This window comes from Gottfriedia solisilvae (assembly GCF_002128405.1).
Lineage (GTDB): Bacteria > Bacillota > Bacilli > Bacillales > Bacillaceae_G > Gottfriedia > Gottfriedia solisilvae.
The window spans coordinates 347,816-373,138 of record NZ_NETJ01000001.1; the positions used below are offsets into that span (position 1 = coordinate 347,816).

Genomic DNA, 25,323 nt, shown 5'->3' on the forward strand with positions numbered 1-25,323 from the left:
TATATGTATCAGTATCCTAATTACTATCCGTATAATCAGCAGACAGTTTATCAACAACCTCAATATAATCAATACTCACATGCAACTTGGGAAGATCAATATGATATAGAAAGACAACCACAGCAAATTCAAAATCTTACTAGACGCGTTAATGAATTAGAAAGACGTGTAAATCAATTAAATCAAACTGTTAATCGACTTCAACAAACTTCAGAGCGTCATACATTCCGTTTAAATAGGTTGAATCAACGTTTACGTCGAGTTGAGCAAAGATTAAACATACCATTTGCTGCAAGTGACGATGGATTTTAGAAAACTAAAAATTATAAAAAAGAGAGTGACATACTCTCTTTTTTTTATGTTTTTATTTACTCATCTATTAAAATACTTTGCATTAGCATAATGACTTTATCAATATCTTCTTTCGTAACCCAGTAATGTGTTGCAAATCTCATATTCCCATTTTCATCAGGTGCAAAGATCGTAATATCATTTTCTTTAAATATTTGTTCGATTTCCTCTGGGGTTCTATTCGTTTTTTCAATTTGAAAGAAAACTAAATTAATATGATTGTTTGTTGAATCTACTTTAATGCCTGGAATTTCTTTTAATTCATTTGCTAAATAAAGAGCATTTTCATGATCTTCATGTAGTCTAGTCGTCATTTTCACTAGCGCTATGATTCCAGCTGCAGCTAAAAAGCCAGATTGTCTCCACCCGCCGCCTAATAATTTTCGCTTTTTCTTCGCTTTTTCAATAAATTCAGTACTTCCTGCTAATATTGACCCTACTGGAGCACATAAACCTTTCGATAAACAAAACATTACACTGTCACTATACTGGGTGATTTCTTTCACATCAGTGCGCAAATATGTTGCCGCATTAAAAACTCTTGCACCATCTAAATGGATTGGTATATTTTTTTCTTTGGCAATACAATATACTTCTTGCATATAATCAATATCAACTACACCACCATTGGAGTATGCATTTTCTAAACAAATTAAAGAAGTTTCGGGAAAATGCAAATCTTCAGGACGAATTGACTGTTTTATTTTTTGAAGGTCCATTTTACCTGAAACTGTTTGAAGAGTTCGTAAATGTACACCCGCAATAATTGAAGCCGCCCCTACTTCATGTTCGAATATATGACAGTCCTCACCTAATATTACCTCAGTTCCACGATCGCAATGTGTAAATAAAGCCAATTGATTTCCAAATGTACCACTAGGGACAAAAAGTGCTGCCTCTTTACCAATCATGGATGCCGCTAGTATTTCTAGTTTTTGAACAGTTGGATCATCACCATAAACATCATCTCCAACCTCTGCATGAAACATTGCCTGTCTCATTTCATCAGTAGGTTGTGAAACCGTATCACTTCTTAAGTCAATTACACGTGATTTCATATATTATCTCCTAACTCGATAAATTTCAGAATAATCTAAAACGACCTATCAGACGCATCGAAAATGATTTTAACGTAATATCATACATTCATTTCTCTATTATAATACACTTATTAAAAGTCTAGTTTTTTTTCATATTCAGCTAAACCTATACGAATCAATTTTTCTGTGACCTCTTCAATTCCTAACTGGTGATTTATAGCAATTTGCTTTATTTTCACTTTCATAGAATCTTCTACAAATGTGGTCAATTGTTCTTGATTACTTGAAAAAATAATTAATCCTGGTCTAGAAGATAATTTCCCATCCAGCAAACAGTTTTGCAGGATTTCAAAATCTTGCTCTAGACGATCAGGTTGATATTGTAATTTAACCGGTTTTAACTCTGCAATAATTGTGTTCCCATCAATATATAGATTCATATTTTGAATCCCAATTTTTTGATAAAATGTATCGATTAAACTAAAAATAGGCGCATTGATTGATTGAGGAAAAGGAAAACGAAAAACGATATTTCCCCTCTTTGTACTATGTTTAACTTGCTTCAGCTCATACGCTCTATAAAAGCCACGTTCTACAAGCTCCTCTTGGTTTAGAAATTCACCCATATTTGTTTTTGCTACACAAGCTCCAGTTTCATTTAATTCGATGATTCTTGCTTTTTCATTTGAATCCCTTTTAATATATAACCCAAATAAACAGTATGCTAGATTCTTCGAAAAGTATGTTTTTCTATTTTGATTACTTAGAAATGTAGCTTTAAGTTTATGAACCTCGTCAGATGGGATAAAAGACGTATTTCTACCCTTAATAAATACTTTTTCCGATGATAATTTCCCAGATTTTATATATTGATGGATCGTTGCCTTTGATACACCTAGTTGATTAGCTGCCTCTAATACTGTAATTCCTGTTGGTCTTTCTGCAGTAGACTGCAATCTATCAATCTCATCACGATAAAATTTCATCGTACCATCTATTTGCCAATCCTCATAAACTAGTTTCAGTTTACCATTTTTCACATAATTATATATTGTTTGCTTAGACAAACCAAGTATTTCTACAGCTTCATTTGTCGTCAAAACTTCTCTTTCGAATTGTACATTTTCAGACATGGTATGTACCTTCCTTTTATCCATTTACAGCTTATTTTCTTTTATTATATCATATATATTTAACAAATTATCACTTAGTTGTTCCCAATCATTACATTCCGTATATATATTTATTAATATTAAATTATACATAGTTTTATTTAAATAGAATAATATTGTATTTTTCTATTTAAAAGAAAAAGTATATAATATAATTAATAAAAAATAAGACTGGATTTCTAACTGATAAAATAATTTCAAATACATACTAACTTTAAGATTCTATATAACTATTAGGAGGTGCATGTCATGTTACCTGTTAATCCTTCCATTAATACAGCAGTTCTTACTACTACAAATGACAACACGTACATAATAGATCAATTGTTAGATGAAACGCACCATCTTGCTCTTTTACAAGCAAAATTTGATAATGAAAAACAGAACCGCTCATTTTTTGATGGTTTTTCTGATTTAGAAATGATCTACTATTACGTTCATCAACGGAAAGATATCCAAACCTCAAAGCAAAGAAAACAAAGTACGAAAATGGAATATATAAGAGAATTAATCCAATTTTATAATTATCTAAAACAAAGTGAAGATTTTATTCGAAACGATGTAGAGATTTACCATGAAACTTCCCTGTTTATGAATTTAAAGCAAAGACATATTGAAGCTTATCAACAGTGGCTTTCAACCTATCAATATGGTCAAAAGAAACAAGTATATCGAGTAACTACTTTATCCAGAAAACTAGTTATTTTAAAAAGTTTTTTTAGATTTTTATTTGATTCAAATTATATTCAAGAAGCACTATATACTCGAATTTTAGATGCGAAAATTACAAAAGATGATTTACCAAATCGCGATTTAGAAGAATCTGAAGTAAAGGCTTTGTTGGACTTTTATAAGAGTAATATATTGAAATCTACTTTAATTAAACTTTTAGCCACTACTGGGATGAGGATTCGGGAACTTGCTGAAGCAAAATGGGGTAATGTTTCAAAAGATACAAATGGATATTGGTTACAAATTATTGGAAAAGGAAATAAAAAGCGCGAAGTGAAAATACTAAATCATGTTTATCTAGATTTATGTAGATTAAGATATCGTCGAGGCTTATCAAATCAAATCAGTAAAACAGATTCCAGTCCCCTTTTTCCAAATAAAATGAATCAACATTACTCTTTTAAATACTTATCAAATTTTGTAGTTGATATGGTGAAAAGTTCAGATCTGCCATTTGTTACAGAACGGAACGGCACGAATAATATAAGCCCTCACTTTTTCAGACATCATTACGCATGTCGTTCAATTGAAAAAGGGGCAAGCATTTATCAAGTTAGTCGTAGTCTTGGTCATGAAAGTATTCAAACGACTGAATTATATTTATCGAAAATGATGAATCGAAATCAACATGCAAGTAATGTGTGGGATGAAGATGAATATTAATTGTTGTCGTTTTTCTTTAAAAATTCCTTTAAAAGTTTGAAAGCCTAGGAAATTCCCTAGGCTTCTACTTTGGAACACTATAACCTCTTTAAACTTGAAAAAGCGAATCAGATTATTTCTACCTTTGTATCTTTTGTAATACCCGCTGCATTTCCTTCATCAACATCTACATGCATCTCAAGTGCAAATTGTTCATTTACTCTAACAAGTACGTTTTCAAAAATTAATCCACGTTCGCCTTCTACTTTCACTTTTACAATATCTTTATCAGAAACTCCAAACTCTGCTGCGTCTTTCGTATGCATATGGATATGCCTTGCTGCTACGATTAAACCTTTTTCAATTGTTACTTCACCCTTTGGTCCAACTATTTTACATCCCGCAGTATTCGCAATATCACCTGAGTTTCTTAAAGGAACTTTTACACCCAGTTTGAATGAATCTGTAATAGACACTTCAATTTGCGTTTCATTTCTTACTGGTCCTAAAACCCGTACACCAGATAATGTACCTTTATTTCCTACAACATCAACCTTTTCCTCTGCTGCATATTGTCCAGGCTGCGATAGGTCTTTCCACACATTTAATTCATAGCCTTCTCCAAATAAAATATGTAAGTGTTCTTTTGTTAGATGTATGTGTCTATTTGAGACACCGACTGGGATTTTTTTATTAGTCATGATACCCTCCTTATTTCTTCTTCTAGACATTCATCATTCTATAAGGCTTACTTATGACAGTTTTAACCACCTAAAATATTTCTAAACATTTTCATCATATCACTAATTAGTTTACATAATATGATTATTTGTGTGTTTTCACTAACAATTTCCATCGATTTCAGAATAATATTCTAATATACGGAAAAATACAGGCAAAATCCTTTAATGAGGTGAAAAATTGACGATTCGGATAAACGCTTCATCAATTCAGATTGTTCCTTGGACAAGCTCTGATCTACATTTACTCTATTTATTAAATACACCTAATATGATGAAATATCTCGGAGGACCTGAATCCAATGAGCATATTTTATCACGACACAATCTTTATCTTGAGTTAGGTGCACAAAAAAAAGGCCAAATGTTTACCATTATGATTCAACCGCTTCAATTAAAAGTCGGAAGTGTTGGTTATTGGGAAAAAGTATGGCGAAACGAAACCATATATGAAATGGGATGGAATGTTCTACCAGAATATCAAGGTAATGGAATTGCAACCTTAGCAGTTGAAAAAGCAATGGCCGTCCTTAAACGGAATTCAAAACATCACTTTCTACATGCATTTCCGTCAACACACAATTTTGCATCAAATGCTGTTTGTAGAAAACTTCATTTCTCTTTGATTGGTCAGTGTGACTTTGAATATCCACGTGGAAGATGGATGAAGAGTAATAACTGGAGATATAAACTGAAATGATGAATGTATAAAGAAGTTAATTCAAAATATATTAACTTCAAACTGGCTGCCAAACGCTCGCTTTCTTAGTTGCTTCGCCTGCTTGCGGTTCTCATTACCGTTAAAGATAAATACGTTCCTCATCCGGCTTTACTCCTCGTAAGGCAAGCGTTTTCAATCAGTCTGAATCTCTTATTTTTTATTTTTTATTTTTTGTCTACAAACTAAATTAACTTATCTTACTTTTTTAAAAGATAGGTTTAATTTTTATAGTTTTCTTACTTTTTATAATATAATGTGTTTACATGACTACTTTTCTACACATAAAAAAAGCTAAACCAATATAAATTGGCTCAGCTGATCTTCTTTAGTTATTCAAAATAAAATAAAGCATCGTGAGAAGTATTTGTTTGATAATAGTTCATTAATTCTTCTACTGATATACCTCTTACTTCAGCTATATCATTAAAACTCATATCATAATGATAAGAGAGTTCATGAAGAGATAATGCAGGGTCATTTGTCAAATTTAAATAATCAGGGGTATTATTATCAAATTGTTGAGACATACTCATCACTTCCTTTAACAGTTTCTTACTATCCTTCCCAAAAATAGACATTGTTAGTCAATAAATAACAAAGTATTCAATTTCTAATGAACAGTTCTGTTAATACAGTGCTAAATAAATAAGTAGGTGATTACATGATACAAACGATTTTACATGGGGTATTGTTAGCATTTGGGTTAATTCTACCATTGGGCGTTCAGAATGTATTTATTTTTCAACAAGGTGCAAGTAGTAAGAAATTTATCAATGCCTTACCAGTAGTAATTACTGCCTCGATTTGTGACACAATTTTAATTACGCTGTCTGTAACTGGGGTATCTGTATTAATTTTAGCATCACCCTATTTAAAAACTGCCTTACTTGTATTTGGAATCTTATTTTTACTTTATATGGGATGGCAAACTTGGAAAAGTAAGCCGAATACGATCGAGTCAAATCAGGCTTCGTTTCCAATCAGAAAACAAATTCTTTTTGCTACCTCAGTTTCACTTTTAAATCCACATGCCATACTGGATACAATTGGGATCATTGGTACAAATTCATTACAATATGAAGGAACAGAAAAATTCATATTTGCTTTCACATGTATTATTGTATCTTGGATTTGGTTTACTTCGCTTGCTATTGCAGGAAGAATAGTCGGCAAAATAGATCAAACAGGTAAAATCATGGTAATGATTAATAAAATATCTGCAATCATTATTTGGGCTATTGCGATCTACTTATTGAGTTCACTTTTTTATACATAAAAAGACAAATCCCCCACTCTTATATTGTGGGGGATTTTTATTAATCGAATTGAATTTGTTCAGCTACCCGAACTTCAAGTATATCAATCAATTCTTCATCCATAAATTGATAAACATCAGGAATATCAAGATTCACGATTTGTTTACCATCTAATAAATTTCCGAATTTATCTCTAATTCTTCTCATATGCTTCTTTTCCATGACAAAGATGATGTCTGCCCAACCGATTGGCCTTTAAGTTATTTTAACTCTTGCTCCATTTTCAGTTCCAGCAGACCTTGCTTCAAAATCATTTCGAAGATGAAATATTTTCTCTGCAGTAGGACTTCTCCACTTGTTTTTACTACAAATAAACAATAACTTAATAACAATTCACACCTTAACAAATATTAAATAGTTTGGTTTTAGATCTTTTAATTTTATATTTTGAATTAATTTTAGGTTCTTTTTACGATCTTTATATGGCCTAAATGATGCTTACTATGCCACGCATATAATGCAACTAGATAGTCTACACTCATTGTTATTTTACTTTCAGGATGATAAACTGTTCGTTTGAATTGATCTTCCGTTAAAGATTCAATCAAATTTACATAGCGTTTGTGTACACCTTCAAGAATTTTAAGGGAACTTTCTACCTCAATATTTGAATCACTTAGCGTAATCCAAGCATTTTCATCATAAGGCTTTATCGTAGGGTTTTCTTCAGTCAAAGCTAACTTTATACGAATGATACTATTCATATGACTATCAGCAACATGATGAATGATTTGTTTTGGATTCCAACCACCATCACGATATGGTGTATTTAGTTCCTCAGTTGTAAGAGTATAAATAAGGTCTGCAAATTCTTTCGGTGCATTTTTTAAGATTTCAATACATTCTAACCGAATTTCCTTTGTATAGTCTGTTGGTTCTGAAAATCTTCCAATCGGATACTGTAGTTTCTCCATCGTTCTTCCCCCTATTTCGTTAAAGAGTTTTAAGTATTCTTTTTCTTGCTTAAGTATTTATTAACAAAAAGTAGTACATGAAAATAAAGTAGTGATGCAGGCACAGAAATGAAAAGTGTTGAAAGTGCTGACTGAGGATTAAAATCTTTTATGTTTGCTAATAGATCTAAAACAATTGCTGCCACTACATACATTAAAAATTGAAATACATATTTAGTATTAATTCTCAAAACCTTTACTAACAAATCAACTAAATATGACCAACTGATCCCAAGTACTATATAAACGATACTGCTAATATATAAAGCAATCATATAAACTGGAGCAAATAATAAGCTAAATAAAAGTGCAGATATAAGTGCTGCAATTATTTTATGAAATAAATTCTTCATGGATGTACTTACCTCTAAAAGTTAAAGTTCGATAATTATAAAAACAACAAAGCCCACAAAAGACTTTGTTGTTAATAATTAAAGAGTATTAAATGTATCAGTTAACACTGGTACGATTTGTTTTTTACGAGATACAACACCTTTTAATAGAGCTGTATTATTTTCTAATGTAACATTGTAAGCTTTTTCTACCGCATTTGTTGCAGTACCTTTTACAACTGCAATTGAATCATTTGTTAAGATATCAGTTACGACAAATAAGAATAAATCTAAACCTTTGTTAGATACAATGCCTTCAAGTACAGTTTCTAATTCTTGTTGGCGAGCAAGTACATCATTAGTATCAACTGCATTTACTTGAGCAATTTCTACTTTATAATTACCCATTTGGAATTCTTTAGAATCTAAAGATACTAATGTCTCGATTGATTTGTCTGCAAGGTTAGCACCTGCTTTTAACATTTCTAAACCGTATTCTTCTGCATTAACTCCAGCAATTTCAGCTAATTCTTTTGCTGCAGCAATATCTTGATCTGTACAAGTTGGTGATTTGAATAATAAAGTATCAGAAATGATAGCAGAAAGCATTAATCCTGCAACTTCTTTCTTAATTGATACATTATTTTCTTTATACAATTTATTTAAAATTGTCGCAGTACAACCAACTGGTTCGCAACGATAGTAAAGTGGATCGCTTGTTTCAAAATTTGCAATACGGTGATGATCGATTACTTCAAGAACACGAACTTGTTCGATATCATCAGCACTTTGTTGACGCTCGTTATGGTCGACTAAGATAACTTGGTTCGTTTCTGTAGCCACTTTTTCTACTAAACGAGGCGCATCTGATTTAAATGTATCTAGAGCATATTGAGTTTCAGCACTTACAACGCCTAAACGGATTGCTTCTGCATCTACACCTAATGCTTTTTTTAACTCAGCATAAGCAATTGCTGAGCAAATTGTATCTGTATCTGGGTTTTTATGTCCGAAAACAAGAACTTTTTCCATCGAAATTCTCCTACCTTATTCATAATATTATGTTGGATTATTCACTATTTTTATGTACGTATGTAATACCAAAGCATCAATTCGTAAAAACTGTATAGAAATATTTGGGTATTACTTAAAACGCTTCAATAATAATACCATATCAATAAAAAAAAGAATAGCCAAATTGACTATTCTATACTAGATATTACTCTGAATTTTTATATGACATTGTTTTCGTAATTGGCTCATCTTTTGGTAGCCATTCAATCGGAATATCGTCCGCTGTATTAAGATCCTCAAGCAAAAGTTCATCTAAATTTTGATGACTATTTACTTCACTTTTTGCTGATTTAGATTTTTTCATTTACCTTTCTCCTTTATCTATTTAGGCTTTGGAATCCTTAATAGTTTATGGAAAGGTAGTCATTCTATTAAATTATTTTACATTTTTTATAATGATTTCAGGGATTGCAATGTTTTTACGTGGTTTAATATTATCCATAATAATTTCAGCAATATCGTCTGGATTCATCATTTTAGATGTTTTATCTTGATCAAAAATTCCTGACCAAAAATCTGTATTCATTCCACCCATATATGCAGCAAAAACAGAAATAGGTGTCCCAGTTAATTCAACAACTAAACTTTCTGTGAATCCCTTTACGCCAAATTTGCTAGCGCAATAAACTGATTCTGTCGCCTTTCCAATTAAACCTGCTGTTGAAACGATATTGACAATCGTACCACTATTTTGTTTTTTCATTTGTTTAAGAACTTCCTGTGAACAAAAGATCGTTCCTTTTAAATTTGTATCAATCATATTATGTATATCTTCTTCACTTAATTCTTCTGCTAAATCAAATGAACCTACTCCAGCATTGTTAAATAATAAATCAATTTGTCCATACGTTTGAGTGATTGAATCAAATACTCTTTTTACATCACTTAATTTTGAAATATCAACTGTATGAATCGAATAATTGTTTGGTAATTCTCTTCCTATATCTTTTAATTTATTTTCAGTACGCCCTAATAAACAAATATGTGCGCCAATTTCAGAATATTTTTTTGCAAGTGAAGCACCTAGTCCACTTCCTGCTCCAGTAATAACGATTACTTGATTTTTCAATTCAATTCCAACTTTCTGTTCAAAGTTAATTTATAAACAAGATTTACTTATAGCAATTAAACCAAAACATGATACAATTGTAAAAGTGTTTGTTTAGGAGGTCGATCAAATGAATACGACAAAAAAGGGAAAAATATCTCACTTTTTCACACTACTACTCCCAATCCTTGTAACTCAAGTGACATTATTTTCGATGTCATTTTTTGATACGATTATGTCTGGTAATAGTAGCCCACAAGATTTAGCTGGCGTTGCAATAGGTGTTAGTATTTGGGCTCCGATTAGTACTGGACTTACTGGAATATTAGTCGCTGTCACTACAATGGTAGCTAATTTGAATGGTGCAAAAGAAGACAAAAAAATTGCTCCACTCGTTATGCAAGCTCTTTATTTAGCAGGATTTCTTGCAATTTTCATTATTATCGTTGGAATGTTTTCAATTCAACCAATCTTAAATCATATGAATCTAGAACCGAAAGTTCATCGAGTTGCACTTCATTTTATATTTTCTTTATCATTTGGAATTTTACCGTTATTTTTATACACTGTTCTTCGTCAATTTATTGATGGCTTAGGTAATACGAGAACAACTATGATTATTACGATTGTGTCTGTTCCGATTAATGTCATTTTAAATTATTTCCTCATTTTTGGTAAAGCTGGGTTACCACGACTCGGTGGTGTTGGCTCTGGTGTTGCATCTGCAATTACGTATTGGATTATTTTTGGTTTAGCTACTTATATTGTTCAATCAAAAGAACCTTTTAAATCCTTCCGTATTTTTAAGAATTTTGTTCCAGTTTCAATTGCCACTTGGAAAAGTATTTTAAAGCTTGGCGTACCAATTGGTTTAAGTATCTTTTTTGAAGTAAGTGTATTTGCAGTTGTTACATTATTATTAAGTGAATTTGATACAGAAACAATTGCTGCGCACACCGTAGCAATGAATTTTGCCAGTATGTTGTATATGGTCCCACTTAGTATCTCAATGGCATTAACAATAGCGGTGGGATATGAGGTCGGTGCAAAGCAATTTCAAAATGCTAAGGAATACAGTAAAATCGGTTTAGTCATGGCTTTATTAATTGCATCACTCTTTGGTATTATTATCTACTTCTTTAGATATGATGTAGCTGGTTTATATACAAATGATTCGTCAGTTCAAGCGTTGGCTGGTGGTTTCTTAATATTTGCGATTATGTTCCAATTATTTGATGCATTCGCTGCGCCAATTCAAGGTGCATTAAGAGGTTATAAAGATGTGAATGTAACATTGTTAATGATGATTTTAGCGTATTGGATCATTGCCCTTCCGGTTGGTTATGTATTAAAAAACACTGAATTAGGCGCAAAAGGATACTGGGTCGGGCTAATTGTTGGTTTATCAGTATCGGCAATTACATTAACTTACCGCTTAATTCAATTACAAAATCAAAAGATTAAACTTGCAAAAGATATAGCGTAAGCAAAATAAGACGTTTAATTCTCGATTGAATTGGACGTCTTATTTTTTATTTAATTTGAAAGGAAGTATTCATTAATGAAGAAAATATTTCTCCGATGGATCATCGTTCTGACCGGATTGTATACCTTATGCCATATATTATTCGGTTTTAATGAAACAAAATTAACTAGCAGTATGATCAGTGCAATTGAAGCTGGCTTTTTTTTCAGCATACTTCTCTATTTTATCTTAAAGGAAAAAGAGAATTTGAATAATTAACTTCCTTATTAAAAAATTTAGTAGAAGCAAAAAGGATAGCCACTATTAGCTATCCTTCATTTCGTAATATGATTATGTATTATCTTGCTCGGTGAACCGTTAAGTTGACTTTTTTGGTTTCACAAACAAAAGTAGAAAGATGCACTGGTTCATCATTTGAATCAAAAGCAATCTTTACTATTTTATAAAGATTAGAACCAATATCGCAATCTAAAAATTTAGCATACTCTGTTGTTGCACCGATTACATCAATTATTTTATCGTTCGCAACGATTTCTGTTTGATATTCATTTGATAGAATTTTATATGTAGATTCATCTTTCGCAATTTTCTGTTCTAAATTTGGAAAACGAAGTAAGGAATAGTACGCAATATCATAAAAAAGCGGATGATCATTTACATACATTAACCTTTCTAATTCTAATACAGGACTACCCTCTTCTATGCTTAGGCGATTCGCTACCTCATAAGATGCTTCAATGATTTCACTTTTCAGAATTCGTGAATTTGGGATCATACCTAATTGATGGCTAAACTCTGAAAATCCACTTACAGAAATCAATTCATTATGAAATTTCTGATTTGTCACAAAAGTCCCCCTGCGAGGAATACGGGTCAAAGAACCTTCTCTTACTAATTCTTCAATTGCTTTTCTGATTGTAATACGACTCACATTATAAAATTCACAAAGCTCAGCTTCTGTAGGAATTTGTTCTTCTGGTTTATACTTGCCTTCCTTTATATCATCTTGGAGCATCTGTCTAATCTGCATATATAAAGGCTGGGTAGTTGAAGAATTTAATTTCATTTATCTTCATCCTTTTCCAATCTATTCATTTATAGATTGATTATACATCGATAACTTGTTCTCGTCACCATGCACCAAAATAGCTGATTGTTTTTGCGGCTGTTTCTGATCCAATTTGTAAACATTCATTCATTTCATTTCCTTTTAAACGACCAAAAAGGAATCCTGAAATAAATGAATCTCCCGCTCCCATTGTATCGACCACATTTCCTTTAACGACATCGCTTTTATAAAACTGTTTACCATCATAGGCTAAAGAGCCATTTTCCCCTAAAGTAGCTACAACAACTTTTGACCCTAAATTGAAAACTTCTTTTAAAAACTCTCTTATATAAGAATCGTCATTCGTATATGAGAAAAATGAATAATCAACAAAGCGTGGTAATGTTTTAACTAGTTCATGATGTAACTGATCGGAGAAATCGAATGAAGTTTGTAATCCTCTTTCCTTAAAAGTTGAAAAAAACGGATCTACATGCCCCCATATACCTGCATGTACTAGTTGGAATGTTTCTATATAATCAATCTCTTCTGCTGTTAGCGTAAAATCTGCCATAACTCCTTCATCATATTTTCCAAACTGACGGTCATTATTAACTAATTCAACAAATGTTATCGCTGTATTACCTTCTTTTTTAGAAACAAATGAAGCATCCACACCTCTACTTTGAATTGCTTTTATCATTTTATCACCATAAGCATCACTACCTACCCAGCCTATATATGATGAATCTACACCTAAATCCTTTAAATACACGCTTACATTAACTGGATTTCCTCCAGGGTAAGCCTCACCTCTATTTTGATATACGTCCATACAATTATCTCCAATGGTTACGATTCTCACAGTTTTCCCCACTTCCATATTGTATTTTTAAATTTGCTCATAAATTGATAATATTGCAATTGGAGTTCTCTAAAATTTAATTTGTTATGCCTTGTATTGTAACAATATATCACATTATTCACAATCATTTTTTAACAAAATTTTCTGATTAAATCCTCCTTCATTTTTACCCTGCTTTTGATTATCTAGAGCGAATCAAGTTTTTTTCCAATAAAAATAGGAAGTCAGATCATATTAAACTCTGACTTCCAGGATCAAAAATTTGGGTAAGATTTAAACTAAGAGAATTTAATTCAATTCAATGCATTTTATAAACTTATTTATTAATCGATATATTGTTTAATTGTCTGTTCGAAGATTACTTTAGCTAATTCTTTTTCAACATCAAACCTACTATTGTTTAGTAGGCTAAAACTTGCTCCATTTAATATAAAGATAATCCCAAATTTCTTTTCTTCATTCCAATATAGATTACTAATCAGACCATATGCCTCACCAGCATGACCAATCATTTCATTATAATCAGATAAGAAGTCATGACTGATATGAAAACCTAAACCCATCTTCGAGAAAAAGTGGTTCTCATCTTCTCTCATCCAGTGAACTGATTTCATCTCATTCAACGTTTCTTCCTTAAGCAAACTTGTTCCATTATATACTCCATTCATTAGAGCTCGTAAAAACTTACTTAACTCAAATGCAGAAGTACGTAACCCTCCCTGGGGTTCAAATAAACCACCATGCGTTCCAGGTATATAATTTTTAAAAGAATCCTTATTAAATTTAGTTTCATTTGCGTCTTGTATTGTAACCATATATTTTTTTGTATTTTCATCTAATTCATATAAATTGCCGTATTCATGGACTTTTTTCATTCCAGCATAAGAAAATGCAACATTTTCCATACCTAGTCGTTTAAATATATTTTGCTGAATAAAAGAATCGAATCGTATTCCTGAAACTTGTTCAATAATTGCTCCACATATGATCGCACCAATATTAGAATATACCCAATTTGAAGAAGTCCCCGGCTGCCAATCTCCCCAAATTTGAGTAGTATAGTATTTTCCTCCTGGTACTAAAAGTTCTTTAAGACTTACACTAGGACTTGACTGACCATCCTTAATGAATTTTGCATAAATACTGTTAGATTCTTCGTCTGACGTAAGTGAAGACGTGTGAGTTAGTAGTTGTTTTAACGTTATGATTGAATTTGGATGCTTTGGATTTCTTACTTCAAAACCTAGATAGTCACTAATATCAGTATCCAATGTTAATTGTTGTCTTTCAAAAAGTTGCATGATCGCAGTTACAGTAAATAACTTTGAGATAGATGCAATTCTAAACATCGTATTTTCTGAAACTGATAGCTTCTTTTCGAAGTCCCGATCACCAAAGGAATCAGACCAAATAACTTGTTCTTTATATACAGACACTGCTTGACAGCCAATAATTTTATATCGTTTCATAATTGCATCTATTTCTTGATAAAAAACTGTTGAAAGATCATTTTTGTTTGTTATATTACTCATTTTCGCTCTCTCCTGTTCAAATAAAAATTGTATGTTTAACCGTTAATTTGCAGTTATTTTCTCTGACGAAAAATATTTTTAAAATGAAGCGTTTTCAAAACTATTTTAATATTGTAATAGAAACTTCATGTTGTTAAAATGATTCTTATGAAATTGTTTGTTAGGGGATAGAGGAGAATGATTTTAATCGAGGTTTTTGTATATGCAGGAATTATAGCGGCTAGTATCTCTGGTACTTTAGTCGGAATTCAAAAGAAATTGGATTTATTTGGTGTTGTTTTTTTAGCTGCATGTACAGCTTTAGGTGGAGGATTAATTCGAGATATCATTTTAGGTCAATCCGTGCCTAACGTATTCGTAAAGCCTCAATATTTTATTGTAAGTACTATCATTTCTATTTTAACATGGTTATTTTATCAACGTACATTACAGTTTCAAACTACTTTAATATTAACAGATGCAATTGGACTTGGTGTATTTACAGCGGTCGGTGCGTATTCTGCAATTGACCATGGATTAAAAGGAGCATTCTTAATTGTTTCAATGGGTTTAATCACTGGAATCGGTGGTGGAATTATGAGAGATGTGTTCGCAAGGGAAATACCGCTTGTTTTCCAAAAAGAAATCTATGCAATTGCAGCAATTGTAGGCTCTGTATCCATTTTGTTAACGAGTGAAATTTTCTCAAAATTATCATCACTTTATATTTGTTTTGTAATTACAACGCTTATAAGAATTATAGCGGTTCGTTATAAAGTAAATTTCCCAATTCGCAATGTAAATGATAAATCTTTCAATATGGAATAACTACTATATTATAATGAATGGCCCTAAACTAGTGTTGACTAGTAGAGGGCCATTTTTATTAGAAGCTTTTTGATTCTAAAAATTCTTTGTATAAAATTTCTTTTTGTACATATTCTTTTAATTCATCAATCACTTCAGTAACTTTTGTAAAGGCATCCTCTTTCACTGAAATATCATTTTCAATGAAATCAACTGGATCTAAAACTAGATGTTTTGGAATTGCATTTCCATAAACACCTCTTACAACTGTTCTTGCATTATTAAGCGCATTAATGCCACCTTTTCCTCCACCAGCAACTGCCAATAAAGCAATCGGCTTTTTCTTAAAAGGTTCAGATCCAAATAGCTCGATTAAATTTTTTAATGCGCCGCTCATTGCATTATTATACTCAGGTGTACATAGCACAATTCCATCTGCTTGAATTAATGTATTTCGAATTGATTTAACAACATCTAATTCTTTTTGTTCAGCTTCACCATTATATAAAGGTAATTCACCTAAAGCTAAATCTACTAATGAAAAATTAAAAACATCAACAAGTTGTTTTGCTAATACACCAGTTCTTCCAATTGCTCTTGGTGAACCATTTACTACGACAATATTCAATATAATTCTCCTCACTGTATTATGATGATGTACAAGATTATGTTTCGACAACTTTTCTTAAAATCCTTCTAGGAATCTTATATTAATATTATAAAAGAAGATTTTTGAATTACCATGTTTTTCTATTTTAAAATAAGATACTTAGTCATGATATTAGTTGAATTTAAATAATATGAAGGTTGTTTAAATATCATTATTGAATATAGATTGTTAAAGATGGAAAAAAATGGAGGAATCAAATGAAGAAGCATTTAGGAAAACTTTCAATTCTTTTTCTTTTAGCAGACATACTTTTCGTACTTTCCATACAAGGCAAGTATATAAATCATGCATTTGCATATATAACAATATTTATCTTATATCTACTTTCTGTACTATCTGCGCTTTATAGTGAAGGTGTTTGGAAAAAAATCTCTTTAACACTACTCTCCATTATATTTCTCGTGATCATAGGATATTTCGTATTAGGTGTGCTTGCATTTTTATAAAATAAGATTCGAACAAAAACAAGGAGCTACTTTTTTATAATTGATACTTCGTCATATTTTCTATTATACTTATTTGACAGAATATTAAAATTAAGAAGGTGATGTTATGACAAAACAAGAGGTCAACAATAAAGCAACGATTAGTATTATCATCGCAATGGCTATTTTTGGAACTATTGGATTTATTGCCCCAAAAACGGGACTTAAAGCAATTGATTTAGTATTTATACGATGTATATTTGCCAGTATTTTTTTATTTTTAGTTTGGTTTTTAACTGGCTTATATAAAAACGAAGTCTATCATAAAAAAGATATTTTTCTATCACTATTTAGTGGAGTCTTATTAGTTTGTAATTGGGTTTTCCTATTTAAATCATTTGAAAATTTATCAGTGACGATTTCGATCTCTATCTATTATTTAGCACCTGTCATATTATTCTTAGTGGGAAGCCTTATTTTTAAAGAAAAGATAACTATGATACCACTACTTGGTGTTTTTAGTAGTTTTATTGGTTCAATCCTACTATCAGGGATCAACTCAGATTTTACTTTTAAAACACTTCTTTCTTCTGGTGTAATATGGGCATTTCTTGCTGCAATTTTTTATGGCTTTTTAATGATTGTTAATAAAGGGATCACTCAAACAAGTGCATATTTTACGACACTTTTACAGACTACACTAGGCTTCATTTTACTTCTTCCTTTTGTAAAATTTAGTGCTTTCCATAACCTACATATGGAAAATTGGACTTTTATATTAATTATTGGCTTCGTACATACTGGCGTGATTTATGCTTTATTTTTTGGGAATATTCGATTTCTACCTGCAAATACAATTGCTGTCCTTACTTTTTTAGATCCTGCAGTAGCAATTGTACTAGATACTATGATAACTGGCTTTAAGCCAACCCCTCTTCAAATCGTAGGAATTTTCCTTACGTTTTTAGGGATCGCATTAATCATGTTGCTCAATTCTACTAAAAAAGAAGTTAGTAATTCATCAAAGAAGATTGCAAATTGATCAGAATTAAGTAAAAAGAAAGACAAGTTCATTGTCAAATTATACTAAAAGTACTATAATATAATCATTAAGAATATACTAAAAAGAGATGTGCTGCATACACATCTCCTTCCGAGTAGTAATTGTAAAGTTGCTTCCTCGGACCTAGTGAATATAGCCACCACATCCATTCGAGGGGTAGGGTGGTTATTTTCTTTTATTCAAAGAAACGACGATACCGATTACACTTAAGATTACAGTTGATGTTATTCCAATACTTTGGATAATTAGTGTTGCAATCTCATAACCAGTCACCATATCACCTCCCTTCAACCGAAGAAAGGCACCTACCACAACTCTACTCTACCTAATTTTACCATAAAGAATAATAGAATACCAGAATATATGTTCTGTTTTTTGCATAATAAAATTTTAAAGGTTTCATAAATGACTAGTCTGATAATATTTCAATTGGACTGTTCTTAAATAAATCAGTATTTAACATTTTCATCAGTTAATGTTTATATAATTCCCCCTATGCCATATCCCTATTTAAAACACTCTATCTATTTAAAATGAATAGTAGCTTGTAAGCATTTTTGATGTTAAGTCGATTTTGAATCCCTCCTTTCCAAACTAATATTCCCTGGATAAAGAAATCACGATTTGAAATTTAATTTCTAAATATTTTCTAAATTATTGAAATTTTATTACAATTTTGTATAGACAATACTTTCCAGTTTTGGTAGCTTTATATTATGTAAGCGCTACTAATTTAATAGAAAGCTAGGTGGATTACTTATGAAAAGAAGAAAGATTGGGAAATATGTACTTGCACTAACAGTCGGAACATCATTATTACTACCAAATTTTCCAACTGTGAAGGCGGAAACACTTTCACAGTACATGGTACCTCCTAAACATGAACTACGTGCTGCTTGGATTGCCTCAGTTACAAATATTGATTGGCCTTCTAAAACAGGTTTATCTGTTATGCAGCAAAAATCGGAGTTTATTAAGCTATTAGATGATGTTGAAAAAATGGGAATGAACTCTGTTGTTGTCCAAATTAAACCAACAGCTGATGCATTTTATCCTTCCCAATATGGACCTTGGTCAAAATATTTAACAGGAACACAAGGTAAGGATCCAGGTTATGATCCGCTTGCATTTATGGTTGAAGAAGCACATAAGCGAAATATTGAATTTCATGCATGGTTTAATCCGTATCGAATTACAATGCCCCGTACTACCCCAGGTAACGCAACTTTAGAAGATTTAAATACTTTAGCAGAGTCTCATCCTGCTAGAAAACATCCAGATTGGGTTATCCCTTATGGTACCCAGTTGTATTTTGATCCAGGTATTCCTGAAGCTCGTCAGTTTATTGAAGATGGGATCATGGAGGTTGTTAGGAATTACGATATTGATGCAGTCCATATGGACGATTATTTTTATCCATATCGCATAGCAGGTCAGGAATTTCCAGACCATTTAAGTTATGAAAAATATGGTAAAGATTTATTTACAGATAAAGATGATTGGCGACGTGACAATGTGGATCAGTTTGTAAAAGAGGTTAATGAAAGCATAAAGCAAGTAAAACCTTATGTTAAATTCGGTATCAGTCCATTTGGAGTATGGCGTAATATCGCTAAAGACCCAACAGGTTCAAATACAACTGCAGGTCAAACGAATTATGACGATTTGTTCGCAGATACAAGAGAATGGATAAATAAAGAGTATATAGATTATATTACCCCTCAAATTTACTGGAATATTGGGTTTGAACCAGCAGCTTATGATATTTTAGCAGATTGGTGGACGAAGGAAGTTGAAGGAAAAAATGTCGATTTGTATATTGGACAAGCTGCATACAAAATTAATGCTAATAATGAAGCATGGGCTCTGCCAAATGAACTGCCAAATCAAATCGCATTAAATCGCCAAATTCCACAAATAAAAGGAAGTATGCATTTTTCAATAAAAAGCTTAAATAATAATCCACTAGGTATTAAAGATCGTTTAAGCCAAGTTGAATATCGAACAAAAGCTTTAATCCCTTCTATGCCATGGATTGATAATCAAGCTCCAAAGAAACCAAAATTTAAAAAAGCAACTAGAATCGCTGAAGGAAATTTACTTACGATTCAAAATAACCCAAGTGATAAAGATGTCGCTTATTATGTCGTCTATCGTTTTGAAGGTAAAAATGCAGATAATATAAACGATGCAAGAAATATTTTAACTACTGTTCGTAAATCTGTAAAAAAAGAAACAACTTATCTTGATAGTACAATATCACAGGATAAAGACTATACTTACGTAATTACAGCAGTTGATCGAAATCACAATGAAAGTAAAGAGACTAAAAAAATAATTGTAAAAGCAAATAAACTTTAACATCTCCCTTTACTTAAATAAAAAGAGCTTCCAATAGTGGAAGCTCTTTTTTGTTTAAATTTATTGGACTTAACTTTAAATTCCAGCCTTCATAATTGCCGCTTTGATCATGAAATAACTAATATCAGCATTAAGCTCTTCTTTGATTGGTTTTAGCTTTTCGCTTCCTACCAATTTAATCGCAGCATTTATTTCTTCCTCTATATCATTTGGTAAAATTTCGCCCCATTCAAAAGTCGTATCCTCCACTGCACCTTGAAGAATATGGCTTTCAATCGTTACTGGATTTAATCCTCTTTGTTTAGCGATTTCTTTAATATTTAAACCTTCTTTATATAAATCATATGAAATTTCATGTGAAGGAATCTTCTCCTTCATTGAAGAAATGATAGGTTTAACTGATTGTTCAATTTGGTTTGCTGCCTTATATGCCTGAATTAATTCGATAAATTGCTTACCAAATCGTTGCTGCTTTTGAAGCCCTACTCCTTTAGCTTCTAAAAATTCTTCGTCTGTTTCAGGCAGTAACTTACATAAATCTCGCAAAGTGCTATCAGAAAAAACAACAAATGGTGGAACACCTAATTCTGTGGCAATCTCTTTACGCAATGCACGTAATTGTTCAAATAACTCACTGTTTGTAGAAGTTGCTTCAACAATAATTTCTTCTTTTTTCATTACCTGAACTTTATTTAAAAGTACTTCTCTTCCTTTATTTGTTACATTTAATAAGGGGAATTTCCCATCGGTTACACCTATATATTGTTCTGATGTTAAAAAGTCAATTAAGTCTCCTACATTCTTTAACGTACGATTTTTTAACAGTCCATAAGTTGATAATGTCTGGAAGTTAAAGTCTAGCAATTTTTTATTTGACGAGCCAGTTAATACTGAAGCAACCATTGTTTTCCCAAATCGTTCACCCATTCTTATAATACATGATAAAACGATTTGAGCGTCTTTTGTAATATCAATAGAAGAACGTTGATCGATACAATTACTACATTTTCCACAGTTTTGATTCGTTTGATCTCCAAAATAGTGAAGTATAAAAGCTTGTAAACATGTTTCTAGGTAACTGTAATCCTTCATTGATTGTAGTTTTTGAATTTCTTGTTTTTCTCTATTAAAATCATGAGTTGACTGCTCAATTAAAAATCTTTGGATTTGTACATCTTGTGCATTAAAAAGTAAAATACACTCACTTTCTAATCCATCTCGCCCTGCTCTTCCTGCCTCTTGATAGTAACTTTCCATGTTTTTAGGCATTTGATAATGAATTACGTATCTCACATTTGATTTATCAATACCCATCCCAAACGCATTTGTTGCTACAATGACATTTATATCATCCTGAAGAAATGCATCTTGTTGTCTTGTTCTTTCGGCATCACTTAAACCTGCATGATATCTACCAACTGACACACCAAGTTTTTTCAATTGTTCTGTTACTTTATCAACTTCTTTTCTAGTTGCAGCATAAATAATTCCAGCTTCATTTTTATTCTTTTTTACATAATTAGAAATATAGTCAAGTCTATTTTGTCCTCTAATGACTTTAAATGACAGATTTTCTCTTCCAAATCCTGTTATAATTGCACTTTCCTCATCAATGCCTAATTGACTACAAATATCAGATTTTACTTGTGGGGTAGCCGTTGCAGTTAGTGCAAGTATTGTTGGATTAGACGGTAATTCAGAAATTAAATCTTTAATTCTTAAATAACTTGGTCTAAAATCGTGCCCCCATGATGATATACAATGTGCTTCATCTACTGCCACTAGTTTAATAGGCAATTGCTTTAACTGATCGATAAAACTTTCAGATTCAAGTCGTTCTGGTGCAATATAAAGAATTTTATATTCTCCAATGCTTAAATCCATCAATCTTTCATTTACCTCATGATATGAAAGTGAACTATTGATAAAAGTGGATGGTATTCCTACTTGGTGTAGGGAATCAACTTGGTCTTTCATTAAAGAGATTAGTGGAGAAATGACGAGGGTAACTCCTTGGAGTATTGTCGCTGGAATTTGGTAACAAATTGATTTCCCTCCACCCGTCGGCATTATGCCAGCCGTGTGTTGACCAGATAAAACTCTTTCGATAATTTGTTCTTGTCCTTTTCTAAAATGGTCATATCCGAAATATTCCTTTAAGTTCTTCCTTGCTATAGTTAACATGCGTTCCTCCTCTTTTGTAGATTTTATTCCTTCACTTTATTGTACTACATTGTAATCGTCGTTAAAATTTTTCTTAAACCAATTTCAAAGTTTGTATTATCTTCTTTTTGACGTTTCTTAGGTCCTTTAACTCTTCCACCTGCATTACGAATTTTCTTTGAAACATAACGTGAATGAAGGAGAGAATCAATGTTTTCATTCGTATATTGATGACCATTTTGATTTAATACATATGCTTGCTTTGATAAAACCATAGCAGCAAGTCCATAATCTTGCGTAATAACTATATCACCTTTTGTTACTCTATTAACTAACGCAAAATCAACCGCATCTGCACCTTGAGAAATGATGATTGTTTCTGCCCCTTCTCTTTGCATAATATGCGCAGTATCACATAATAAAAGTACTGGGACATTAAACTCTTTTGCAATTTGTATCGTTTCATTTACAACTGGACATCCATCTGCATCAATTAAGATTTTCATTCATTTCTTCCTCTTTCAATTGATTTATAAGCATTTTTAATTCTAAATCTGATAGAGATCTCCATTTTCCAACTTCTAGATTCTCTAAATGAATGTTCATAATTCGAATTCTCTTCAGTTTTACTACTTTATATCCGAAATACTTAGCCATTTTACGAATTTGACGATTTAACCCTTGTGTTAAAACAATACGAAATGTACATTCATCCACCCTCGTCACTACACACTTTTTTGTTATGACATCACCTATTGGCACCCCATCAGACATACCTGTTAAAAATTCTTGATCAAATGGCTTATCAACCGTTACGATATATTCCTTTTCATGCCCGTTTTCACTATGAAGGATTTTATGAGCTATAGGTCCATCGTTTGTAAGGATAATTAGACCCTCTGAATCTTTATCGAGCCTTCCAACCGGAAACAATCTTTTCGGATAATTTACAAATTCTATTATATTTCCTTCTACAGTATGTAAACCAGTACATGTGATACCAACTGGTTTGTTTAATATGATATAATCCTTTTCGTTTGATAATTGGAGCACTTCGCCATTTATTTCCACGATATCTTGATGATCAACCATACTATTTTTTTCTGCAAGAACACCATTTATTTTAACATCACCAGCTGCAACAAGCCTTTCTGCTGCGCGTCTTGAACAATATCCTGATGCACTAATAAAAACATTTATTCTCAAAACAATTCCTCTTTTACATAACTTTTATATCATCATAACAAAAAGTGTTGTGACAATACAGCAATCACAACACTTTTTGTTTATTAACTCATTTATAAACAGAAATTTGATTTTTTTAAAATCCACATACAACAAAGGCTATTTTTTAGTTAACCGCTTGTGATAAATAATGAATAAATTCAGTAAGATTACGTTCTTCTGCAATTTGGAAAGGTGTATTACCAGCATTGCTTTTATATATTTTTGCACCATTTTCTATTAACAGTTTTGCTATTGAGATATTTCCTTCGAACGCGGCGATATGTAAAGGAGTATGTCCTTCACTATCTTTGATATTACAATCTGCTCCGTTTAATAGTAGATACTCTATCGTATCAATTGATTTAGCCCCAGCAATTGCGGCGTGTAGTGCCGTATTTTGAGGGATGAATGAAATTTTCGAATGTGAAATTGCATTGATATCTGCACCATGTGACAATAAATTTTTTACAACTTCAATTTGTCCAAAATGAGCTGCGATGCCTAATAGTGTTAAACCACTTTCATTTTCCTTATTCACTAAAATTGGTTGCTCACTTAATAGCTTGTCTACTAATTGATGGTCTCCAGTCTCAGCGGCAAGAAATAAAGTTGTTAATATTTCTATCATGAAGATCTCTCCTTTATTATGTTTTGCCTATCTAATAATAAATGCTTTAGAAATCTTTCATACTCAATATTTCGATTTCTCGCACTCTCTATATCTATTGCAACTAATTTTATGTAATCGCCTTGCTTTGCTTGAGATAAAATTGTTAAATCAGAGTGAATAATCGTACCTAATGTCACATATCCACCAGTCGTTTGACAATCTGCGAGTAGAATGATTGGTTGCCCGCTCGGTAAGATTTGAATTGTTCCAAAAGTCGTACCCTCTGAAAGTATATTGGCATTAAATTCTTGATTGATCTTTTCATTCGTACTTAAATACATGCCCATTCTATTACTTGTTCCTATTAATAAATTAGTAGACAATTCATTGATTAAATCAGCTGGTAGCAAGTTAAAATGACTACTCTTAATATAGTGAACCACTTTTCTATTTGAGTAGTTTGGTTGCCATTCATAATTTAGGCCGATTAAATCCCGTTTTTCATTATGGTACCCATGAATTATCATACCTTTAAGAATGACAGTACCTAACTTTGCAAGTACATAAGAAGATTGGCTCTCAAAATCTACTTTACTACAAATACCATCTGGTACTACAATATAAGCGTAAACGCCACTTTTAGCGCCATGAAAAGTTAAGATATCATTTTGTTTCAATCGAATCACTCGATACATAGGAATTTTTTGACCATTAATTGTAGGTGATAAATCCGCTCCTGTAATAACGACATCCACATCATGACAAACTTTTAAAATCGTACCACCCATGGCAACTTCAATACTCGCAACATCACGTTTGTTTCCAAGCAATATATTACCAATTTGATAAGCTAATTGATCCATAGCTCCAGAAACTGGTATGCCCATATGTCTAAAATTCTTTCTGCCCATATCTTGGATTGTAACTAGTACTCCGACCTTTAACACTTCAAATAAAGAAATCAAT

General features: G+C 31.8%; 30 protein-coding genes. 10 read left to right on the top strand and 20 right to left on the bottom strand.

The window, feature by feature from the left end; genetic code table 11:
• Positions 1-3 precede the first annotated feature (3 nt).
• Positions 4-312, top strand: coding sequence for a hypothetical protein (locus CAB05_RS01640; protein ID WP_087998071.1), 309 nt, complete (start codon positions 4-6; stop codon positions 310-312).
• Between the two features lie 56 nt (positions 313-368).
• Here the strand turns inward: CAB05_RS01640 and ltaE are convergent, their stop codons facing one another.
• On the bottom strand, positions 369-1,409 hold the full coding sequence (ltaE, locus tag CAB05_RS01645; protein WP_087998072.1) for a low-specificity L-threonine aldolase: 1,041 nt from the start codon (positions 1,407-1,409) through the stop codon (positions 369-371).
• Positions 1,410-1,522: 113 nt separating this feature from the next.
• Positions 1,523-2,524 carry a helix-turn-helix domain-containing protein gene (locus CAB05_RS01650; protein ID WP_158093157.1) on the bottom strand — a complete coding sequence of 334 codons (1,002 nt, stop codon included), beginning with the start codon at positions 2,522-2,524 and terminating at the stop codon, positions 1,523-1,525.
• A 288-nt stretch (positions 2,525-2,812) separates the two neighbouring features.
• On the opposite strand from CAB05_RS01650, the gene CAB05_RS01655 reads away from it, so the two are divergent.
• Positions 2,813-3,958, top strand: a complete 1,146-nt coding sequence (locus tag CAB05_RS01655) for a tyrosine-type recombinase/integrase (protein ID WP_087998074.1) — start codon at positions 2,813-2,815, stop codon at positions 3,956-3,958.
• Positions 3,959-4,065: 107 nt separating this feature from the next.
• On the opposite strand, the gene pduL is transcribed toward CAB05_RS01655, so the two are convergent.
• The gene (pduL, locus tag CAB05_RS01660; RefSeq protein ID WP_087998075.1) at positions 4,066-4,638 is read right to left on the bottom strand and encodes a phosphate propanoyltransferase; all 573 of its coding nucleotides are present in this window, start codon (positions 4,636-4,638) and stop codon (positions 4,066-4,068) included.
• 220 nt (positions 4,639-4,858) lie between these two features.
• On the opposite strand from pduL, the gene CAB05_RS01665 reads away from it, so the two are divergent.
• Complete coding sequence (locus CAB05_RS01665) at positions 4,859-5,377, top strand: GNAT family N-acetyltransferase (RefSeq protein WP_087998076.1); 519 nt, start codon at positions 4,859-4,861, stop codon at positions 5,375-5,377.
• 350 nt (positions 5,378-5,727) lie between these two features.
• Here CAB05_RS01665 and CAB05_RS01670 read toward each other — a convergent pair whose 3' ends face one another.
• Positions 5,728-5,976 carry a hypothetical protein gene (locus CAB05_RS01670; protein WP_142283040.1) on the bottom strand — a complete coding sequence of 83 codons (249 nt, stop codon included), beginning with the start codon at positions 5,974-5,976 and terminating at the stop codon, positions 5,728-5,730.
• Between the two features lie 83 nt (positions 5,977-6,059).
• Between CAB05_RS01670 and CAB05_RS01675 the strand changes: the two genes are divergently transcribed.
• The gene (locus tag CAB05_RS01675; protein WP_087998078.1) at positions 6,060-6,674 is read left to right on the top strand and encodes a LysE/ArgO family amino acid transporter; all 615 of its coding nucleotides are present in this window, start codon (positions 6,060-6,062) and stop codon (positions 6,672-6,674) included.
• Positions 6,675-6,714: 40 nt separating this feature from the next.
• On the opposite strand, the gene CAB05_RS22645 is transcribed toward CAB05_RS01675, so the two are convergent.
• From CAB05_RS22645 to CAB05_RS01700, 7 genes are all read right to left on the bottom strand, one after another.
• Positions 6,715-6,876: a hypothetical protein gene (locus CAB05_RS22645; protein ID WP_308464598.1), complete on the bottom strand. Its 162-nt coding sequence runs from the start codon at positions 6,874-6,876 to the stop codon at positions 6,715-6,717.
• A gap of 33 nt (positions 6,877-6,909) precedes the next feature.
• Positions 6,910-7,032: an arsenate reductase/protein-tyrosine-phosphatase family protein gene (locus CAB05_RS22650; protein ID WP_308464599.1), complete on the bottom strand. Its 123-nt coding sequence runs from the start codon at positions 7,030-7,032 to the stop codon at positions 6,910-6,912.
• An 80-nt stretch (positions 7,033-7,112) separates the two neighbouring features.
• On the bottom strand, positions 7,113-7,628 hold the full coding sequence (locus tag CAB05_RS01685; protein WP_087998079.1) for a YfiT family bacillithiol transferase: 516 nt from the start codon (positions 7,626-7,628) through the stop codon (positions 7,113-7,115).
• A 29-nt stretch (positions 7,629-7,657) separates the two neighbouring features.
• Positions 7,658-8,020 (bottom strand): hypothetical protein, encoded by a 363-nt coding sequence (locus CAB05_RS01690; protein WP_087998080.1) that lies wholly within the window; start codon positions 8,018-8,020, stop codon positions 7,658-7,660.
• 78 nt (positions 8,021-8,098) lie between these two features.
• Positions 8,099-9,031 carry a manganese-dependent inorganic pyrophosphatase gene (locus CAB05_RS01695; protein ID WP_087998081.1) on the bottom strand — a complete coding sequence of 311 codons (933 nt, stop codon included), beginning with the start codon at positions 9,029-9,031 and terminating at the stop codon, positions 8,099-8,101.
• Positions 9,032-9,218: 187 nt separating this feature from the next.
• Positions 9,219-9,377 (bottom strand): hypothetical protein, encoded by a 159-nt coding sequence (locus tag CAB05_RS22000; protein ID WP_158093158.1) that lies wholly within the window; start codon positions 9,375-9,377, stop codon positions 9,219-9,221.
• A 72-nt stretch (positions 9,378-9,449) separates the two neighbouring features.
• A complete protein-coding gene (locus CAB05_RS01700) occupies positions 9,450-10,142 on the bottom strand; it encodes an SDR family oxidoreductase (protein ID WP_087998082.1) in 693 nt (230 codons plus the stop codon).
• Positions 10,143-10,251: 109 nt separating this feature from the next.
• On the opposite strand from CAB05_RS01700, the gene CAB05_RS01705 reads away from it, so the two are divergent.
• Entirely contained in the window at positions 10,252-11,607 is a 1,356-nt protein-coding gene (locus tag CAB05_RS01705; protein ID WP_087998083.1) for an MATE family efflux transporter, read from the top strand.
• Between the two features lie 75 nt (positions 11,608-11,682).
• Positions 11,683-11,865: a hypothetical protein gene (locus CAB05_RS01710; protein ID WP_087998084.1), complete on the top strand. Its 183-nt coding sequence runs from the start codon at positions 11,683-11,685 to the stop codon at positions 11,863-11,865.
• A gap of 79 nt (positions 11,866-11,944) precedes the next feature.
• Here the strand turns inward: CAB05_RS01710 and CAB05_RS01715 are convergent, their stop codons facing one another.
• The 3 genes from CAB05_RS01715 to CAB05_RS01725 form a co-directional block, all read right to left on the bottom strand.
• Positions 11,945-12,673, bottom strand: coding sequence for a GntR family transcriptional regulator (locus CAB05_RS01715; protein WP_087998085.1), 729 nt, complete (start codon positions 12,671-12,673; stop codon positions 11,945-11,947).
• A 64-nt stretch (positions 12,674-12,737) separates the two neighbouring features.
• Entirely contained in the window at positions 12,738-13,520 is a 783-nt protein-coding gene (gene frlD, locus CAB05_RS01720; protein ID WP_087998086.1) for a fructoselysine 6-kinase, read from the bottom strand.
• A gap of 323 nt (positions 13,521-13,843) precedes the next feature.
• Positions 13,844-15,052 carry a serine hydrolase domain-containing protein gene (locus tag CAB05_RS01725; RefSeq protein ID WP_087998087.1) on the bottom strand — a complete coding sequence of 403 codons (1,209 nt, stop codon included), beginning with the start codon at positions 15,050-15,052 and terminating at the stop codon, positions 13,844-13,846.
• A gap of 177 nt (positions 15,053-15,229) precedes the next feature.
• Here CAB05_RS01725 and CAB05_RS01730 point away from each other — a divergent pair, with 177 nt between their 5' ends.
• Complete coding sequence (locus CAB05_RS01730) at positions 15,230-15,859, top strand: trimeric intracellular cation channel family protein (RefSeq protein WP_087998088.1); 630 nt, start codon at positions 15,230-15,232, stop codon at positions 15,857-15,859.
• 58 nt (positions 15,860-15,917) lie between these two features.
• Here CAB05_RS01730 and CAB05_RS01735 read toward each other — a convergent pair whose 3' ends face one another.
• On the bottom strand, positions 15,918-16,466 hold the full coding sequence (locus tag CAB05_RS01735; protein ID WP_087998089.1) for an NADPH-dependent FMN reductase: 549 nt from the start codon (positions 16,464-16,466) through the stop codon (positions 15,918-15,920).
• A gap of 239 nt (positions 16,467-16,705) precedes the next feature.
• Here CAB05_RS01735 and CAB05_RS01740 point away from each other — a divergent pair, with 239 nt between their 5' ends.
• The 3 genes from CAB05_RS01740 to CAB05_RS01750 all read left to right on the top strand — a co-directional run bounded on the left by CAB05_RS01740 (position 16,706) and on the right by CAB05_RS01750 (position 20,357).
• Positions 16,706-16,954, top strand: coding sequence for a hypothetical protein (locus tag CAB05_RS01740; RefSeq protein WP_087998090.1), 249 nt, complete (start codon positions 16,706-16,708; stop codon positions 16,952-16,954).
• Positions 16,955-17,060: 106 nt separating this feature from the next.
• Entirely contained in the window at positions 17,061-17,975 is a 915-nt protein-coding gene (locus tag CAB05_RS01745) for a DMT family transporter (protein ID WP_087998091.1), read from the top strand.
• Between the two features lie 780 nt (positions 17,976-18,755).
• Entirely contained in the window at positions 18,756-20,357 is a 1,602-nt protein-coding gene (locus CAB05_RS01750) for a glycoside hydrolase family 10-like protein (protein WP_371870375.1), read from the top strand.
• A gap of 75 nt (positions 20,358-20,432) precedes the next feature.
• Here the strand turns inward: CAB05_RS01750 and recQ are convergent, their stop codons facing one another.
• From recQ to CAB05_RS01775, 5 genes are all read right to left on the bottom strand, one after another.
• Complete coding sequence (gene recQ / locus CAB05_RS01755) at positions 20,433-22,541, bottom strand: DNA helicase RecQ (RefSeq protein ID WP_087998092.1); 2,109 nt, start codon at positions 22,539-22,541, stop codon at positions 20,433-20,435.
• 44 nt (positions 22,542-22,585) lie between these two features.
• Positions 22,586-23,026 carry a YaiI/YqxD family protein gene (locus CAB05_RS01760; RefSeq protein WP_087998093.1) on the bottom strand — a complete coding sequence of 147 codons (441 nt, stop codon included), beginning with the start codon at positions 23,024-23,026 and terminating at the stop codon, positions 22,586-22,588.
• Positions 23,010-23,726 (bottom strand): pseudouridine synthase, encoded by a 717-nt coding sequence (locus CAB05_RS01765; RefSeq protein WP_087998094.1) that lies wholly within the window; start codon positions 23,724-23,726, stop codon positions 23,010-23,012. The genes CAB05_RS01760 and CAB05_RS01765 overlap by 17 nt, the downstream gene beginning before the upstream one ends.
• Positions 23,727-23,871: 145 nt before the next feature.
• A complete protein-coding gene (locus CAB05_RS01770) occupies positions 23,872-24,375 on the bottom strand; it encodes an ankyrin repeat domain-containing protein (protein ID WP_087998095.1) in 504 nt (167 codons plus the stop codon).
• Positions 24,372-25,322 (bottom strand): 5-oxoprolinase subunit C family protein, encoded by a 951-nt coding sequence (locus CAB05_RS01775; protein ID WP_158093159.1) that lies wholly within the window; start codon positions 25,320-25,322, stop codon positions 24,372-24,374. The genes CAB05_RS01770 and CAB05_RS01775 overlap by 4 nt, the downstream gene beginning before the upstream one ends.
• Between the last annotated feature and the right edge of the window lies 1 nt (position 25,323).

Bases quoted from the DNA above. Each gene is read 5' to 3' on its own strand.
- CAB05_RS01730 (WP_087998088.1), top strand. From the start codon at position 15,230: ATGATTTTAATCGAGGTTTTTGTATATGCAGGAATTATAGCGGCTAGT.
- CAB05_RS01655 (WP_087998074.1), top strand. From the start codon at position 2,813: ATGTTACCTGTTAATCCTTCCATTAATACAGCAGTTCTTACTACTACA.
- CAB05_RS22000 (WP_158093158.1), bottom strand. From the start codon at position 9,377: ATGAAAAAATCTAAATCAGCAAAAAGTGAAGTAAATAGTCATCAAAAT.
- CAB05_RS01750 (WP_371870375.1), top strand. From the start codon at position 18,756: ATGAAAAGAAGAAAGATTGGGAAATATGTACTTGCACTAACAGTCGGA.
- CAB05_RS01705 (WP_087998083.1), top strand. From the start codon at position 10,252: ATGAATACGACAAAAAAGGGAAAAATATCTCACTTTTTCACACTACTA.
- CAB05_RS01685 (WP_087998079.1), bottom strand. From the start codon at position 7,628: ATGGAGAAACTACAGTATCCGATTGGAAGATTTTCAGAACCAACAGAC.
- CAB05_RS22645 (WP_308464598.1), bottom strand. From the start codon at position 6,876: ATGGAAAAGAAGCATATGAGAAGAATTAGAGATAAATTCGGAAATTTA.
- CAB05_RS01640 (WP_087998071.1), top strand. From the start codon at position 4: ATGTATCAGTATCCTAATTACTATCCGTATAATCAGCAGACAGTTTAT.
- ltaE (WP_087998072.1), bottom strand. From the start codon at position 1,409: ATGAAATCACGTGTAATTGACTTAAGAAGTGATACGGTTTCACAACCT.
- CAB05_RS01690 (WP_087998080.1), bottom strand. From the start codon at position 8,020: ATGAAGAATTTATTTCATAAAATAATTGCAGCACTTATATCTGCACTT.
- CAB05_RS01695 (WP_087998081.1), bottom strand. From the start codon at position 9,031: ATGGAAAAAGTTCTTGTTTTCGGACATAAAAACCCAGATACAGATACA.
- CAB05_RS01725 (WP_087998087.1), bottom strand. From the start codon at position 15,052: ATGAGTAATATAACAAACAAAAATGATCTTTCAACAGTTTTTTATCAA.
- CAB05_RS01760 (WP_087998093.1), bottom strand. From the start codon at position 23,026: ATGAAAATCTTAATTGATGCAGATGGATGTCCAGTTGTAAATGAAACG.
- CAB05_RS01710 (WP_087998084.1), top strand. From the start codon at position 11,683: ATGAAGAAAATATTTCTCCGATGGATCATCGTTCTGACCGGATTGTAT.
- CAB05_RS01745 (WP_087998091.1), top strand. From the start codon at position 17,061: ATGACAAAACAAGAGGTCAACAATAAAGCAACGATTAGTATTATCATC.
- CAB05_RS01740 (WP_087998090.1), top strand. From the start codon at position 16,706: ATGAAGAAGCATTTAGGAAAACTTTCAATTCTTTTTCTTTTAGCAGAC.
- CAB05_RS01770 (WP_087998095.1), bottom strand. From the start codon at position 24,375: ATGATAGAAATATTAACAACTTTATTTCTTGCCGCTGAGACTGGAGAC.
- CAB05_RS01650 (WP_158093157.1), bottom strand. From the start codon at position 2,524: ATGTCTGAAAATGTACAATTCGAAAGAGAAGTTTTGACGACAAATGAA.
- CAB05_RS01675 (WP_087998078.1), top strand. From the start codon at position 6,060: ATGATACAAACGATTTTACATGGGGTATTGTTAGCATTTGGGTTAATT.
- pduL (WP_087998075.1), bottom strand. From the start codon at position 4,638: ATGACTAATAAAAAAATCCCAGTCGGTGTCTCAAATAGACACATACAT.
- CAB05_RS01715 (WP_087998085.1), bottom strand. From the start codon at position 12,673: ATGAAATTAAATTCTTCAACTACCCAGCCTTTATATATGCAGATTAGA.
- recQ (WP_087998092.1), bottom strand. From the start codon at position 22,541: ATGTTAACTATAGCAAGGAAGAACTTAAAGGAATATTTCGGATATGAC.
- CAB05_RS01670 (WP_142283040.1), bottom strand. From the start codon at position 5,976: ATGTCTATTTTTGGGAAGGATAGTAAGAAACTGTTAAAGGAAGTGATG.